Here is a 17223-nt window from a genome sequence, read left to right as displayed (position 1 = left end):
TCTTTTTATATTTTAAATTTAGCGTTAGATAATTCTTCAAGTGAGTTTGTAATCTCTTCAGTTAGCGTCTCGTGAATTTTTTCAGTGTCACTCAGTGATGCAAGCAGTGCTGAAACTCTATTTAGAATATTAAGCAAATTATTACGTACAACTCTTGCTACATTAAATGCATCGCGCTTTACTTCCTCTACTGCTACAAGTTCTCCTATCTCAGCCTTAGCTTTCGCCTCAAGAAGTTTACCTCGCTCCATTTCATTTTTTATTCGCGTTTTAAGCAACATCGTGGAAAGTTTTTCTCCGCTTTCTGAATAGTTTTTTCTTCTCAGTGGTTGACTTGGATCTCTGATTGTTTCTATAGCCCTGTTTGCTTGTTCTCGGTCAATGAGTCCATCCTCCAACTCAACTATTCCTTTTTTTACTAAATAACAGACATATTGCTTTGATACTCCTATCTCTCTTGCCCATTCTGTTTGTGTGATTTTTTCCACTCTTTTCCTCCTCTCTTTATTGCTCCTTTTTACGAATTTTCTTCTTGAATTTCTGCAAAAGTTTTACCAGTACTGGCTAAAAGGGCATCTCTTCCGGTATATATTTGCCAACGTTTTATGGTTACATCTACAAATTTTGAATCTAGCTCTATTGTCCTACAAATTCTTCCTGTTCTCTCACATGCAATCAGTGTGCTGCCAGAACCGCTAAATGGATCAAGTACAGTATCCCCAGGTCTGCTGCTATTAACTATTGCTTTCTCCATTAGCTCTACTGGCTTCATTGTTGGATGCAGTGAGTTATGTGTTGGCTTATCATAAAACCATAGATCACTTTGATTTCTACCTCCATGCCACTCACGTTTATTGCCCCTTTTCCACCCATAGAGCATTGCTTCGTATTGTCTTTGATAATCAGACCTGCCTAGTGTAAAATGATTCTTTGCCCAAATGATAAATGTTGACCATTTTCCTCCTGCCTCCTCAAATGCTTTTTGCAACGTTGAAAACTCTGATGATGATATGCAGATGTAAATTGCTCCTTTCGTATATGCTAAAATATGAGTACAAATATCATAGAGAAAAAGCTCATACTTTTCACCTTGATTATCATTTAGTATCTTTTTATCCTCTCTTTCTTGACTACTACCATAATCAACGTTATATGGAGGATCACAAACAGTAATGTCTGCCATTTTATCATCTAACAGCGCTTTATATGATTCAACTACAGAGCTATCACCACAATAGATTCTATGATCACCTAAAATCCAAAGATCACCTGGCTTTGTTATTTCTACCTTTTTGTCATCAACAACTAAGTCAGAAAGATCTTCTTCTTCACCATCTAAATCATCAAGAAAGTTTTGAACTTTTTCTAGCTCAAATCCAGTCATTTTAAGATCAAACTGCAAATCTTCTAATTCTTGAATTTCCACTCTCAAAAGATCATCGTCCCATTTTGCCCAGTTAGCTGATTGATTTGCCAGTAACCGAAAAGCTTTAGTTTGTGGTTCATTTAAATTATCACTTAAAACAACAGGAATGCTCTCCATACCAAGTTTTCTTGCTGCTTTAAGTCTTAAATGACCATCAACCACAGTGCCATCGCTTTTTGCAACTATTGGTATACGAAAGCCAAATTCCCTGATTGAAGCACACATTCTATTTACTACGTCATCATTTTTACGTGGATTACGCTCATATTCGACCAGATTTTCAACAGGATAGTAGTGGATTGCTAAATTCATATCTTAATAATTAAAAAGTTAATATTCAAAATATCTCTGACGCTAAAGAAGGCCTGGGGTCAAACCCACCAAACCCGCCAATATGGCCGAAAGGACCCACTTTTTATGGATTTTTCATCTTATTAATATCTTTACTAATATAGAACATTAATGCCAAAGCATCGGCCTCATTATCATCTCTAGGTAAAAAACTTTTTTCACGTATCGCTTCAATAACTTCACTCTTACTTGCATTGCCTTTGCCTGCTATAAAGCGTTTTATAGTTTTAACATTAACACCTTGGTAGGGAATATTGTTCTCTTCACACCAAGCAGACAGAACTGCGAGAAAACCGCCATAGCAATACGCTGCATCAGTTCCTAGATGTCTTCTCACTTCCTCAAAATACACTGCAGAAATGTCTTTCAAAGAATTGAGCCAATTACGAAAGTTTAAGAAACACATGCCACCTCCACTGAAACGGCTACCATGAAAACTTTTGCTTCCACTTTCAATTACTCCATCTGTTAGAATTGCCCAGCCCGTTTGTTTGCCTAGATCTAGTGTTAGGGTTGACATTATTTAAAACTATAAGTAGCACTGATTCCAAAATATCGTTTGGTTCCTCGAACGTACTATCAAAAAGCGGTTTATAGTTTTTTTGTTGGCCAACAACGGAAATTCGAGAATCATGTGCTACTCCTAAGAAGTATATGGATTAAGGTTGTCTACGTTATAGTAGCTCTTTCAACTACCTCTTAACAGATATATACTAGAAATGAGGTTGGAAATTTGATTTGCACTAAATTTTTTTTGTTTGAGTTAAGTTATTTCTTCTCAATTACGCAACTTAGCAAACACTTTGTTTCTCTTGCTATCAGCTAATTTAAAGGTTTTCTGGGAACACTCAATAAAAAAAGATGAGAGATACAAGGAACTTATGAAAGCTATTGCAAAGTGAGTTTTCTCCTTCATATAAATTGTTTCTTTACAATGGATAAAAACGATGTTAAACTTACATGTAAGTTTACTTATATCAATCTAATCATTAGTAGTACTTTTTATTTGCTTTTCAAAGGGTGTTAAAGGGAGTGTATGAACAGAAATCATAATGAAATTTTGTTCTATGAAACAGATGATGGAAAGGTATGTATTGAAGTTAGATTTGAAAATGAAAATCTATGGCTTACTCAGAAACATATGGCTGAGTTATTTGGCTGTTCAACTGATAATATTTCATTGCATCTAAAGAACATTTATCTATGTAAAGAACTAGATAAAAACTCAACTACCGAGGAATCCTCCTCCTATGATTGTTGTCAATAAGAAATTTCATATTTTGTAAAATCTTTAAAAACCCGGTTATCTTTAAAGTGTGTAGAAAATGTCTGTCAGAAATCGGTAGCTCTCAATTGCATAAAAGTCAATAATGATTTTTTGTATTACTCAAAACATTTTCTGATGTAAAATTCAGCTCTAATGCAATTTTTTATTTATTACTGTACCATCTTATTCGATCAAAAGTTGTTTCATTGACAACAAAAATACTAAGTTTTTAATTAATATTTTTTAAATTAATACAGCTAATGAATATGTGCGTCTACATACACTTAAAGCACATATTCATTTGGCTTACAAAAATTAAGGTATCATATTTTCCCTTACAATTATTGTTCAATAAAAAATTCAAATTTTGTAAAATCTTCAAAAATCCAGTTCCTTTTCAGTGTATAGAAAATGGTTGTTAGAAATTTTCTAGCAGTTGCAATAATAGCCTTAGCAGAACCACGCTTCTTTTTCACATGCTCGTAAAAACTTTTCAGGTAAGGACTATATCGTATAGCATACGCGTCAAGTTAAGAGATTGTGAGCAAATTTAGAGAGGTTAAAGTGGATACTCTAGCCCTTCTACGTTTGTCTTTTAATGAAAATCGCGACCAAGTTATAGTGAGTTTTTTAAGAAATGCTTTTAAACTATTAATTTTGGTTAATACTAAAAATAACTCTCTAACCCGCCTTTTTAGCTCAATAAATGCCTTTGTTAAGCTAAGTTCTGTATTCTTTTTCACTTCTGTGCAACCAACCATGCCGTGAAATATAAGAATTGCGCACAATTTAGCATATAGTTCACATAATACTCTGCATGGCTTTCCTTTTAGCTTATCAAGCCTGATATGGCTTTTATACAATTTAAATAATAACTCAATTTGCCACCTTACTCTGTAAATCGTTAATACTTGCTCAGCACTAATTTTATTTTCTGGAACATTAGTTATAAATATTGACCAGTTCAACAATTTTTGATTTCTTTTAGAGGATGTATATCCCTGCGATCTTGCTAATCTATTAGCTTTCCTTCTTCTGGCCATAGACTGTTCTTCAGTTAGTTTCTGACATATAATTCTTACTCTAATTTTTGCTTCTTTTCCTAACAATACCTCGTTTTCTAAAAATAACTTATCCTCTAAACATTCTAATAACTCCATTTTTTGATTTGTTTCTACATCATATATGTTGGTATCGGATTTATAACGACTTATGAAATAAGCTCCTATTTCATTGATTTGTTTAAAAGAACTTGGCACAAAATAACCGAGATCAGATATTAGCAAATCATTGCTTAATATATTACTTAAATGTTTCCTATATCCCTGGTCTGATCTCACTGCCATTAAGTTAAGGGAAAGAGAAGTTAAGATTGGACAAAAAATTTGAAGTGATTGATAATTATGGTAAATACTAGGGTGAATTTTTAAGAAAAGGGAGTCTGAAAAGTGCAAGTTATTTAAAAAAGTAATAATTGCAGGTTATTTTGCAAAGAATGTACTAATGCAATGATACTGAAAAGATATCTTGAATTTAAAACACATGTTTTCTAGCTCTTTTCTGGTAGTTGAGTGAACGAATATCAGATATCTTATGACGATCAACTCTTCTCCCTTTTCTCACCACTAAAGTGTTCATCAAAAATAACTGTGATAGTCGATCCATAATGCAGTCTATGTCTGACTCTGTAGAAAAAATATCAAAGGCTAAGTTTTTAATCGCATTAAATGAGACAGATTTATTGATGCTTTTTTTTAGTTTACTATTCTGTGAGCTCAATGTCTCTTCATCATCTTCTATCATGATACTTTCTAGATTACTGATGAAGATAGTTGACCAAAAATCCTGCTTGATAGTTTCAATACTTTTTCCTGTGAAATTCTCTAAATTTAATCTTCCCTTCAGCCTAGAAAAAAATGTTTCTACTCCCCAGCGCAAGTAATATAATCTCTCAAACTCTTCAACTGTAAAACGTTTCTCATCTAACAGAGATGTTACTAACACTTCAACTTCGCCAGAAGAAAGTATTATTTTGACTAACCTGAATTTCATCTCATCAGGTAATCCTAGCTTTCGTAGCTGTCTTGCTACTTTAATAGGTGCGGTAGACACTACCACCGTACTAGATGGGCTTTCCGGCTTAAACATAGCGTTTATTTCATTGAAAGACGAACTTGAACAGCGAATTATATAATTGATTTTCCTTCCTGTAAGCTCAGCAAGAAATCGATAAGATACGTATCCTCTATCACAGATTAACAAATCGTCTGATTTTATGGATTCAAGCATACCGATTGCTAAATCAACCTCATAGCTGTCACCTCTACTTAGCACAGATTTTATTGCAATATTATTTAGCACATCGTAACAAACTTCAAAGGTTGCACTTGTATAGTCTTCAAATCTCTGGATTCCATTCCATACTGCTCTTGAGCTAAACTCACCTATTATTTTGTCGCTCTTTGGCAGAATCAGTATTGAAGCATCAAATGCAAGTACTCTGAAGCCATGGTGGGTTTTAAATTCCTGATCTTGGTAGTATAGGGAAACTATATCATCATTTAACTCTGAAAACGCAGTATGTTTTAGCTTCTTTCTTGCTTGAGTAAATGCACTTGCCGTAATTGTATAATCTTTTCTTGTATGCAGAACAAACTCATTAAGCATCACTTGTAATGACTTTACACTCTTTCTAAAAATCAGGAGAAATACATTAACGAAGGGCAGCTTTCTTTTTCGTGAGAAGTCTTTTGAGGATGCTCTGTGTGCGTTTATAAAGTTTAAACTCATCAATTTATTTTTTATAAACATGATTATTCTTTTTTTTACTCATGTCATTACTTCTTTTAATTTGTGAATCTTACCTGATTTTATAATACAGTTCATCACTTTTCCTTAACTTAATGGCAGTGAGATCAGACCAGGGATATAGGAAACATTTAAGTAATATATTAAGCAATGATTTGCTAATATCTGATCTCGGTTATTTTGTGCCAAGTTCTTTTAAACAAATCAATGAAATAGGAGCTTATTTCATAAGTCGTTATAAATCCGATACCAACATATATGATGTAGAAACAAATCAAAAAATGGAGTTATTAGAATGTTTAGAGGATAAGTTATTTTTAGAAAACGAGGTATTGTTAGGAAAAGAAGCAAAAATTAGAGTAAGAATTATATGTCAGAAACTAACTGAAGAACAGTCTATGGCCAGAAGAAGGAAAGCTAATAGATTAGCAAGATCGCAGGGATATACATCCTCTAAAAGAAATCAAAAATTGTTGAACTGGTCAATATTTATAACTAATGTTCCAGAAAATAAAATTAGTGCTGAGCAAGTATTAACGATTTACAGAGTAAGGTGGCAAATTGAGTTATTATTTAAATTGTATAAAAGCCATATCAGGCTTGATAAGCTAAAAGGAAAGCCATGCAGAGTATTATGTGAACTATATGCTAAATTGTGCGCAATTCTTATATTTCACGGCATAGTTGGTTGCACAGAAGTGAAAAAGAATACAGAACTTAGCTTAACAAAGGCATTTATTGAGCTAAAAAGGCGGGTTAGAGAGTTATTTTTAGTATTAACCAAAATTAATAGTTTAAAAGCATTTCTTAAAAAACTCACTATAACTTGGTCGCGATTTTCATTAAAAGACAAACGTAGAAGGGCTAGAGTATCCACTTTAACCTCTCTAAATTTGCTCACAATCTCTTAACTTGACGCGTATGGTTTATCACACATTTCCTGGTACGCCAGAGAAAGGAGGTAATTACTTTAGTAGATTTCTCTTAGGGCAACTTCTTCTTGCTGATAAATTTAAAAGAGCGGATCTAAAGAAATTTATATTTTCATACGGTGAATATTCTCTTGCTTCTACCACAAGATCCGGAAAGCCTGTAACAACTTTTGCGTTGATTAGAGAAGGTCGTAGTAAAGAGGTATTTATTTTTCATGTTAGAGAAGGGGGAAGAGGGGATCGTAGCAGTAAAAAGATACCTATACCTGGTGATCTACCGGAGCAAAGCAAAATCACAGAGGTATACATAAGTTTACATGAGGAAAAGAAGTCAGATTTTTTTAACATAGAGGAGGTTAATAGATATAATTCCTTAAATGAATACAAAAAAGGGAAAGAGTTTTTCAAAGGAGAATTAAAAGATGTTCCTTACCCTAATGGACTAAGAGAGGCATTTGATGAGGCACTTAAGTCTCAAGTTACTCCTGCAGCAGGTCAGTCTCTACCAGTAGATAAATATAATTCACTACTAAAGAAAGTTGGAGAAGGAATGTTTTCTTTTAGAGATTTTATTAATGAAGAGGCTCATTTTCAAGGAGTGTTACATGGGGCATTTAGTTATTATAGTGATTTGAAATTAGAAGAATCTCCTAGAGCATTAGTATTAACAGAGTTTCAAACTGGCAGGGGAAAACGTATTGATATGCTGGTTCATGGTATTAAGTTTGCAGAAGGAGCTAGTAATGCTAAGGAGTATGATCCAGTAGGATTAGAGCTTAAGGGACCAAGGGAAGTTAAAACAGCTGATGCATTAGTAAAAGAGGCAAATGATCAGATAAATAAGGAGTATGTAAAAGGTGTTACTTATAAAACGCTTACAGATGGCAGGAAAGTGGCTTTTATGGGTGTTGTCTTTGACAAAGGAGCGAGTAATGCAGATTCTCTTATTCTACCAAGCAAAAATGAGTTTACTCCTGTTAAGGTAGTTCATAGTTCTATTTTTAGTTTTAGCCAATGTGCAACAAGGAAAAGACGTGATATAGGTATACCCTGCATAGATTCACGTGATGAAGAAAAGATTACAGAGGAAGAAAAAAAGCAGCGTGTTAAAGAGTTGTTTGATGCTAATAAGGTAGTGAAGAAAGCAAAGGATATTGAGTTTTATAATCAGCTTTTCAAGATTTCTCAACAGATGTCTAAAGGTGAAGCTGTAGATCCAAGTATTAAAAAGGCTCTTGTAACAAAAGTTAAAAACGTAGTTTTTTTAAATTCAATGGATACAGAGATTGAGGGTATTGTAGGAGAGAACAAGGAAAATATTGAAGCTTTAAAAACTTTTACACAGATTAATGAACATTTATCCGATAATTTAGATGTTGTTAGTAAGGTATCAGGTGAAAGTTCAGGTTATTTTTTACAGATATGCAAAATTGATCTATTGAAAATTGTTTTACCTCTAATTAAAGATAAAAATTTTAAAAATCTTCTAATGAACAACTCGGAAAAATTGACAAAAGACGCAGAATTATTAAATGATGTCTTTACAGAAATTAGTGAGAAAGTTTCTACGAAATATAGCCATTCACAGCAACTACAAGATGCTGATTTTGAAAATTTTAAGGATGAAATCGATCAAGAGATCTTTAGTAAACAACGTGAAAGAGTTAATCAAATCGCTACTTTAGATGTAAATAAGAGTAATTTGCTAAATCATGTACTTGAATCTATGAAATTGAGTAAAGTACTACTATCAATGAATCAACAAGAGATTAATAAAAACTTACAAAAGATGGTGTGTTATAATATACTAATTGATCTTGGAATACTTGTTAGTGATCATAGGAATTATGTTCAGACAAATAATCTAGGTAATTTATATTCTCTAGCAGATAGAGTTTGCAGCAGCCAATTATTAAGCATAGCTCATGGTTTGCACAGCTTAAGAGACGAAATTGATATCAATTATAGTAAATTTAGTGATGCAGTAATGAAGAATTACTTCAGTGATGATAATATTATGGATTTCAATATTGAAATTGAGGCTTACGACAAGGAAATTATTACCAAAGAAATTATAACTATAGGTCATGATCAAGTGTTTGATGAGATAGGTAATGCTGATAGGACTGATGTATATGTAGAAGTAAAAGATGATAATGGTAATAATAAAAAATTGGTGATAGGCGATATTACAGAAATGAGGAATGTAGAAAGATATTTTGTAAATGATTATAGTGATGGTATTGAGATCTTAGTAAAAGTAGGTAGAAATAAGAATCACGTTATAAAAGAAAAAATAAAAGGACAAAATATTGAGTATTATTTAAGCATCGATGGCTATGAAGTAAAATTCGATAATATAATTAAAGATTTTACTACAGATGTAGAGGAAGAGGCAATTCTTGATAAATTACATCAACTATCAAATGATAAGCAGTTATTAGAAAATAAAAAATATATTGAAGATATAGGTGATGTTCAAGATGTTGAAACTGATCAAGGTTACAATAATATTGTAGAGGAAATTAAACAGAACTTATTAGCAAAAGGAGTTAGGGAAGATACTTTCGACAGGTTTAAAAGTCATTTTGATGATCTTGGTGAAAAAGTTTTTGCAGATTATATTAGTAATGTAGAAGGCAGTTTTAAAGAAAAAGGAATTGCATTTGATCGTAATAAATTTGATTCAGCAAAAATAAAAGGAGTAAAAGGTGGAAAGTTTTTCTCCCTTATGGCTATATATGACTTGCTTGATAGTATAGGTGATACAGCAACACTTGGACGGCATGATAATGATGCTTTAAAGCAAATATTTGGTATCAATGGTATACTAGATGCTATGGATGATGTTAGAACCAGTTTAAATATTTCTCCTAATAGTAAAGTAGGAAGATTGATTAACAAAATACCACAACCTATACGCCAAGCTTTTGTTAAGATTATCGATAATCCTGTAGTTCAAAGTATTACATTTGCGACTATCGCTTATCAATTTGGATATAGTGTAAATGAAATAGCTCAAGGTAATAATCATCCATTAAATTATTATTGGACAGCTAGTAGTGGTATAAAACTAGCAAGCATGAGTATAAGGCCTATAAGTGCAGGAGTTAGTTTTACGATAAAAAGTATAAGTGCTACTACTAAGATTTTAAGAGGGTTATCTGCTGCAGGTAAAGTTTTAGGCAGAGCAGCAGTAGTTACTATGGTTGCTGATGTATTAATAACAATTGGTGTAGAGATTCATGAGAGAATAGAGTATACAAAAGCAATAGCAGAGCAAGTACCTCTACTACCTGGTAATGAGCAGGCAGAAGTCTTTTTTGCAAAGGTGATCAAGTTTTTTACAGGGAGAGATGTAGAAAAGGAATATGGGGATATAATTAGAGTAAAAGGTTATTTAAACCATGTAAAAGAAGTAGCTATTAAATTGTTAGATGATAATTATAATATAGCCGCAATTGTACAATATGTAATCTCTATTGAAGAAAAATATAGTGAGATAATTAGAGATGCAGATCGTGTGTGTCCAACTGCTGTCGCATTCGCGGGGTTCTGTGATAATATGTGTAAGTTAGAAAAAAAATACAATAACATCTCTTTTAGTAATGTTAACACAGCTTCTAATGCGGAGAAAGATTTATCTTCCCTTGATATCTCTAAAACACTACCTATGAGATCTTATACTTTGGTTATGAATGAAGGTTGGGAAAGGTCTATCTGTTATATAAAGAATAGTCCTCAATGCTATCAAGGGATCGAAGAAAAGAAAGTTTATGTTGTTAATACGGATGCAAAGCATATTCCTCATCTGACCAAGTATGAATATGAAAACCTTGGCTTAAGAATTGTAAAGGTACCGTTAAAATACTCAGGACCAAAATCGCAATGCGGTAAAGTAATTAATGAAGAGAATAAATATGGTGATATTCACCGCCCGTGTAATACTGGGAAAATCCATAAGAGGTGTCAAGAAAGCTTTACTCTTTCAGGAGAACCTTTTATTTTTACTAATCCAAAAAGGAAAGATCCTGGTAATACAAAAAAGCAAACATTTCCTAGAGGATCAGTATTATATATTTCAGGACCGAAAACGTTGACAGCAGCAAATTATCCAGCAGTAATGCATATCCCAGAAGGTAGTTATATACGTTATGTTGGCTCAAAAAATAATGAAACTATTTTTATTATTAATGACCATACGTCTGGTACTCTTGAAGGTGGAGCAGGAAAAGAAAATACTCTAGTAATGAATGTTAAAGCTAATAATATCGCTGCAAATTTGCATAGTGGAACTATACGTTATGGTAATAGTAATAACATAAGATTGGTTAACACATATAACTATGTATCTAACTCTGACAACAAGCAAAATATTACTACTCACTGTGAAACGAGATTAATTAATGTAAAAAACGCGGAAGTTTGGCAGAATTCATCTAACTGCACAGATAAAGATTATGAAGTTAGAGTAGTCAACAAAGAAAACGTGCATCACAGGGGATTAAAGCAAACAATATTTATCGTTAATGAAGACAGTGATAATGCTAGGATAATAAGTGATTTAGGCAGTACAGAAAAAATAAAAGGAAATATTGATGTAATAAGGGTTCAAGTTAATAATATCACACAGTGGGGAGTAAGTAAAGATACAGAAAAAGACAGCTATAGCTTAGATCTTTTAGCTAATGATACACAAAGTATTGCTTCAAGTACTACAATCGATGATTTTAAAAATCTAGTAATTCAAGTAAATTGCCAGGGGATAACAGAGTCTGTTACAATACAAGATAAGTCTTTGTCTGATACAATAGAAGATATTAGGTATCAAAAGTTGAGAAATTCAGGAAGTGATACTGACAGAGAAATCATACAAAATAGTGAAAAAAAGTTAAAAGCATTTATACAAGCAAGTATTCTAGATCAAGAATTGCCTAGTACTTATCAAGTTGTAAAAGATATTGCCAATAACAATAATTTTAACATACCAATATTTCAAATAGAAGTCACTAAAAATCATATGGGAATACCTAGTGAAAAAGTGATAATTGCTGGCATGTACTCAGATCAGGTAATTGTTGATTTTAGCTATAATAATTCTGACGTTACAAGTAGTTATCAGAAATACCGTAATAATGGAGGAAGCTATGATTATGATCACTATATGACACTATGTAATTACTATCAAGATGTTACAGTAGAAGGGGGAGAAGGACAACATCAGTATATTATCAAACTACCAGATACATTAAATAGCGAAGTTTCATCGTCGCCGATAAGGATCAATCTAAAAATAAAAAACAAAGCAGCACCTTATCAAAGTATGTCTTACAATATTATTGACTTTGCTGAGTTGAATGTAACAGATGTTGATAGTATAAGCATACAGAAAGGTAAAAGGAGTTATACAAATGAATGTTATAACCAATCGATCTCTGACCTTACAGAGGATAGCTTAGAGATAAAAGATATTACAGTACTTGGTAGTGAAGGTACTAGATGGTCTTTATCCGTTGGTTTAGTTGATTATTTTCAAAGTCCAGAGCATCAGCAAATTGTATTACAAATGAACAATAAGCTTTATAAAATTGACAGTACAAATTTAAAGCTTGAGCATGTAGAGATGGATCCTAACTCTTTCAGATACTATCAGCCAGATGAACAAGGATTACAGATTTATCATAATCAACCTATTGACAAGAATGAGGTTGGGTTGGTTGATTTTAGAGATAAGTCTATATTGGGTTTTGATATGGAGATTGCTGATGATAGTTTAGTGATATCATATGAAAATAGTACCATTGCAAAAGTGGAGAATTGGAGTAATTATCAACCAGCAAGAGAAATGATGTTCGCTTTTAATGATACAATGGTTTCTAACTCAAAATGTATAGCTTCTGCTTGTAATTCAGAAGATGTTGTAGTGGAATTTACCAAAGAAAAAGAAACTTTATTAGGGGAGTTATTGAATGCTGTGGCACAAGGTAATCTTGATAAAGTTAAAGATTTTATTAAGAAGGGTACAAACGCTAAGGGTAAGTACAATAATGGCTGGACTCTTATGCATTATGCTGCTTATGAGGGTAAGCTAAATATAGTAATATATCTCGTAGATAAATGGGCTATTTTAGAGATAAAATACAATGATGGTAGAACTTTTTCATGCAACACATCTTTAGATAGTGCCTCAGATCTTGTGAATAGTTACTTCGATACAATGAAATGTCTCGTAGGCAAAGAAAATAGTTTAGAGATTAAAGATAATAATGGTAGAACTCCTCTGCATTATGCTGCTTACAATGGTAAGCTGGATATAGTAAAGTATTTTATAGATGAAGAGAAAATTGACGTTAGCATTAAGGACAATGGTGATTGGACGCCACTACACTGGGCTTCCTGGAATGGTCAATTAAATGTAGCAAAGTATCTTATAGGTAAAGGAGCTAATCTTGTTAATATTAAAGACAAAGATGGAAAAACACCTCTAGATATTGCTGATCAAAAAGGTTACACAGATATAGTAGAAATTTTAAAGCAAGCGCAATCAGGCCTATATAAAAAATATAATGAGTTGTTGATTGCTGTACTGGAAAATAATCTTAGTAAAGTCGAAGATCTTGTAAGTCAAGGTACTAGCTTAGAAACTAAAGATAGTTATGGCTGGACGTTATTACATTTTGCTTCTATTCATAATTACTCAGATATGGTAGAATACCTTATAAATAAAGGTGTTGATATTAACGCTAAAGACCAGTATGGTAAAACTCCTCTACACCTTACTTCATGGCTCAATCGCTTAGATGCAATGAAGTGCCTTATAAGCAATGATGCTAATATTAATGCTAAAGATAACAATGGTAAAACACCTCTAGATGATTCTGGTTTTAATTCAGATGCAAAAAGAGTTTTAATGCAGGCATACTTAGATAAAGCATTATTAATCACTGTAGAAGATAGTGATCGTGAAAAAATTAAAGACCTTGTTGCTAAAGATGTTAGCGGAGGCGAATTTAAGCATGGTGCGTATTATTGTGCTTGGAGTGGTCACTTGGATATGGTAAAGCTTCTTGTTGAGCGAGATGTTGATGTTAATGGTACTGATAAATACGGTTGTACATTACTGCATTGGGCTGCATTGGGGGGATTTTTAGAAATTGTAAGTTTTTTAATAGAGGCAGGTGCTAATATTAACGCTGAGGATATCTTTGGCAGAAAGCCCATGGATGTTGCTATTATAAGCAATCATAAGGATATTATAGAATATCTTAAAGGATATAGTGATAGTATGAAACGTTTAGAAGAAAAACTCAGTAGAGACATAGAAAAACCTGCACAACGCAGACGTCGTCATCACCATGGAGATCATAGTCGTCATCAGAATCACTTATCACGTAAACCTCTTGCTATAGATTTAGGTAATCAACCTGAGATAGCAGCAAGTAGTGGCACAAGACCATCTTCATGGATAAATGGTTTGTTTGGGGGGGTAAAAAGTTCTGTAGGTGGTTTATTTTATTCTAGAGCTGCTTTATCTGAGGAAGCATCAAATACTGCAAGTTCAATACCACAAGTTGATGAGCAATTTGCCAAAGCTTCGGTAAGTAATAGTAGTTCAATAAGTACCACACTACCATCTGATGGTACAGATAAAAAACAAGAAAATGGAGGTTTCTTTCGAGACAACATTGATTATGTAAATGCAAATATAAAACAAATGCGTGAAAGGCAAACACCTGTTAAATTTAAACCTAGTGGCGGAAATACAATACTAGAAATGGGAGATCACTATCTATCACAGGTTGATTTTAATGGTACAATAATGTTACTTGATTTATTAATTAGAAAAGTTACAGGTCAGAAGTATATTTCTACAGTAGATCAGTCTATATCCCCACTAGAAGCACAGGGCTATGCATTAAATATTACAGAGGGATTTGAGAAAGTAGTAGAGCAAGCTGGATTAAAAAGTGGTGTATCAATGCATCGATTAAATATTGATTTTGTGGAAATACAGAAAGAAGTTACAGGAAAAATCATGAGTGGTAAATTTGATGAGATTTCGGGAGTTTTAAACTCATACCTAGAAGAAGCATGTCCTGGTAGAGAAGCAGGATGTCCTGGTAAGTTAAGTCCGAAAAAGTTTGACAAGTTTATAGCTCAATTTAATAAGGGTCTGCTAAATCAATCAATAGAGCAGATATTACACAACAGAGATGGTAGATTAGAAGTTGATGGTACAAAAAAACAGCAGATGAGTTTAGAGCCTCAAAGTTATTTAAGTAATGCTTCAGTTCACAGCCATTCAAAGGACAAAGTATCAACTTGTCTTTCTGATGTAGGAGTAACCAAGCTTGGAAATACTTTGAGTAAGTAGATGAGAATATGGAAGGTATAATATGCCAAGTAGTGGAAAATTTAAAGTGAGGGTAGCCAAAATAATTAGGGAAACAACCAGTAGCAAGTTTGATAGTCTTAATACTAAAATGGATGAAGTAGACATTAAATGCTAAGTGGTTAATGTGTTTTCCATATTGAACTTACAGCACGTAGCTTTGATACAGAAATTTGGATAACGTTATGATAGTAATTTATATAATTCTATGTGTAATCTTTATAGCTGTTTTAGACAGTTCACTAGATTCTTAATTAGGGGATATGTCTAACTTAGAAAAGGTTTTCATAAATGTTAAAGTGAATAAGTAGGAGTATTATGTTTTTTCTTTGAGTTGTGAAATTTCAGAATGAGAGAGACCGGTAATTTGAGCTATAACATCTATAGAGATACCGGCCTTGAGTGAGTTTTTTGCAACTTCAATTTTACCTTTTTGATGGCCGATTTGGATGCCTCTTTCTTCTCCAACCCTAAGGCCCTCATCAAATTTTTGAGCGAAAGCAGCAATCTCATCCATTATACGTTTTTTCATTTGTTCATATGCTAGTAACTCTTCTTCTGACCAATTAAACTTATTCATCTCTTCATAAGCTCGTTTTATTATTACGTCACTACCAACTATTTTATCTAGGTCCTCTTCGTTTGTTTCTGCTGCATATCGAAAAAAGTAACACCATTTTTCTACTATATTTTCTAGTTGGTCTTCTTTTGTCTTTGTAAATTTAGGTAGTTCTATGAATACGAAGTAAAAATCCTTTAAGTCATGTTCAAAGCTATTTTGATCTAAAATGACATGATTAGATTTGTACTCAGCCTTATCTGGAAAAATAATACAATCAGCAACAGCAATAAAGATAATTTCTTTGAGGTTATGATACTCATCACCTTGATCAGCTTGACTTGAGTAGGCTTTGGCAGCATAATATTGAGCACGCTTTTCGAAGCCCTTGGTCTTAGTGAACTGCATTTCTATAATATATCTTGAACCTTGAGAGTCTTTACAAAGAACATCGACAATACTCTGCTTTTTAGCGGCAATTTCAGGGTCTAAAATGGTAGCTAGGAATTCAACATCGTGAATAGCAGCCAAGCCAGTAAAGCCTAAAATATCGTTTAAGAAATGAATTAGGATATCTTTATTCTTCTCGGTGCCAAATATTCTTTTAAAGGCATAATCATTGCGAGCATCAAGAAACTTCGAAAGAGCCATGAGAAAGTAAGATAAAAAGTATTAATTATTATACACAATTGTGAGGAAATGTTCAATCTTTTTATTGTTTTAAATGTGTTGATGAAAAAACGTCTGTCAGAGATCATCTGAGAATTGCATTTAAGGCTTTAGATGTAGATTTGGATCATCTTTTTATAATTGCCTTATAAAATACCTTAAAAACCCCAGCAAATGAATTGATAAGCTATGAAGAGCTTAAAAATATTTATTTTCAGTGTGAGAGATTAACCTCCTAATAAAAATACGAGCCCAAAAGCTCAATTACGATTTACCTAATATCGAGAGGACAGGTTTGTCAATCTCTCACACCTTACATTTTAAAATATTCAAAAAATAATATCAACATATTTCGGTAGCAAATTTACGTTGAATCTATATCCTGTAAGTATGGGCGAAAAAAAGAAGGTTACAATATATACAGATGGAGCATGTTCTGGAAATCCGGGGCCTGGTGGATGGGCAGCTGTGATGATGTATGAAAAAAAAGTGAAAAAACGTATCTCTGGAGGTGAAGAAAACACAACGAACAACAAGATGGAGTTAAAGGCTGTGATTAACGGGCTAAAGATGTTGAAAGTTTCTTGCAAAGTTGTTTTACACACTGATAGTCAGTATATTAAACAAGGTATAACAGAGTGGATCAATAAGTGGAGAACAAATGGTTGGAAGACAGCCAATAAAAAATCAGTAAAAAACGTTGAGTTATGGAAGGAATTGGATGAAATTGTCTTGCAGCATGATATTAACTGGAAGTGGGTTAAGGCTCACAGTGGTAATACCTATAATGAAGAGGCAGATAGACTTGCTAGAAAGGAA

At 33.0% G+C, this 17223-nt stretch carries 7 protein-coding genes and 4 pseudogenes; 4 read left to right on the top strand and 7 right to left on the bottom strand.

Features of this window, described 5'->3' with window-relative positions; all coding sequences use genetic code 11:
- Positions 1–5 precede the first annotated feature (5 nt).
- From ABWU45_RS01275 to ABWU45_RS01265, 3 genes are all read right to left on the bottom strand, one after another.
- Positions 6–488 carry a hypothetical protein gene (locus ABWU45_RS01275; RefSeq protein WP_353278689.1) on the bottom strand — a complete coding sequence of 161 codons (483 nt, stop codon included), beginning with the start codon at positions 486–488 and terminating at the stop codon, positions 6–8.
- A gap of 29 nt (positions 489–517) precedes the next feature.
- Positions 518–1738, bottom strand: a complete 1221-nt coding sequence (locus ABWU45_RS01270) for a DNA modification methylase (protein ID WP_353278688.1) — start codon at positions 1736–1738, stop codon at positions 518–520.
- Positions 1739–1841: 103 nt separating this feature from the next.
- A complete protein-coding gene (locus ABWU45_RS01265) occupies positions 1842–2297 on the bottom strand; it encodes a crossover junction endodeoxyribonuclease RuvC (protein WP_353278686.1) in 456 nt (151 codons plus the stop codon).
- Positions 2298–2813: 516 nt separating this feature from the next.
- On the opposite strand from ABWU45_RS01265, the gene ABWU45_RS01260 reads away from it, so the two are divergent.
- Positions 2814–3044, top strand: a complete 231-nt coding sequence (locus tag ABWU45_RS01260) for a hypothetical protein (RefSeq protein ID WP_353278685.1) — start codon at positions 2814–2816, stop codon at positions 3042–3044.
- Positions 3045–3385: 341 nt separating this feature from the next.
- Here ABWU45_RS01260 and ABWU45_RS01250 read toward each other — a convergent pair.
- The 3 genes and pseudogenes from ABWU45_RS01250 to ABWU45_RS01240 form a co-directional block, all read right to left on the bottom strand.
- Positions 3386–3562, bottom strand: a pseudogene (locus tag ABWU45_RS01250) (IS110 family transposase); the annotation flags it as partial.
- A 12-nt stretch (positions 3563–3574) separates the two neighbouring features.
- A pseudogene (locus tag ABWU45_RS01245) lies at positions 3575–4399 on the bottom strand (IS4 family transposase); the annotation flags it as partial.
- A 178-nt stretch (positions 4400–4577) separates the two neighbouring features.
- On the bottom strand, positions 4578–5855 hold the full coding sequence (locus tag ABWU45_RS01240; RefSeq protein ID WP_353277994.1) for an IS4 family transposase: 1278 nt from the start codon (positions 5853–5855) through the stop codon (positions 4578–4580).
- A gap of 83 nt (positions 5856–5938) precedes the next feature.
- Between ABWU45_RS01240 and ABWU45_RS01235 the strand changes: the two are divergent.
- Positions 5939–6763 (top strand): annotated as a pseudogene (locus ABWU45_RS01235) (IS4 family transposase); the annotation flags it as partial.
- Positions 6764–6773: 10 nt separating this feature from the next.
- Positions 6774–15158: an ankyrin repeat domain-containing protein gene (locus ABWU45_RS01230; RefSeq protein WP_353278684.1), complete on the top strand. Its 8385-nt coding sequence runs from the start codon at positions 6774–6776 to the stop codon at positions 15156–15158.
- A gap of 334 nt (positions 15159–15492) precedes the next feature.
- Here the strand turns inward: ABWU45_RS01230 and ABWU45_RS01225 are convergent, their stop codons facing one another.
- On the bottom strand, positions 15493–16386 hold the full coding sequence (locus ABWU45_RS01225; RefSeq protein ID WP_338406634.1) for an Rpn family recombination-promoting nuclease/putative transposase: 894 nt from the start codon (positions 16384–16386) through the stop codon (positions 15493–15495).
- Positions 16387–16794: 408 nt separating this feature from the next.
- Between ABWU45_RS01225 and rnhA the strand changes: the two are divergent.
- Positions 16795–17220: pseudogene (gene rnhA, locus ABWU45_RS01220) on the top strand (ribonuclease HI); the annotation flags it as partial.
- Positions 17221–17223 lie beyond the last annotated feature (3 nt).

It is taken from the genome of Wolbachia endosymbiont (group B) of Longitarsus flavicornis (assembly GCF_964028135.1).
GTDB lineage: Bacteria > Pseudomonadota > Alphaproteobacteria > Rickettsiales > Anaplasmataceae > Wolbachia.
The sequence above is the reverse complement of the archived record's forward strand: the minus strand, read 5'-3'. Positions and strand labels throughout refer to the sequence as shown.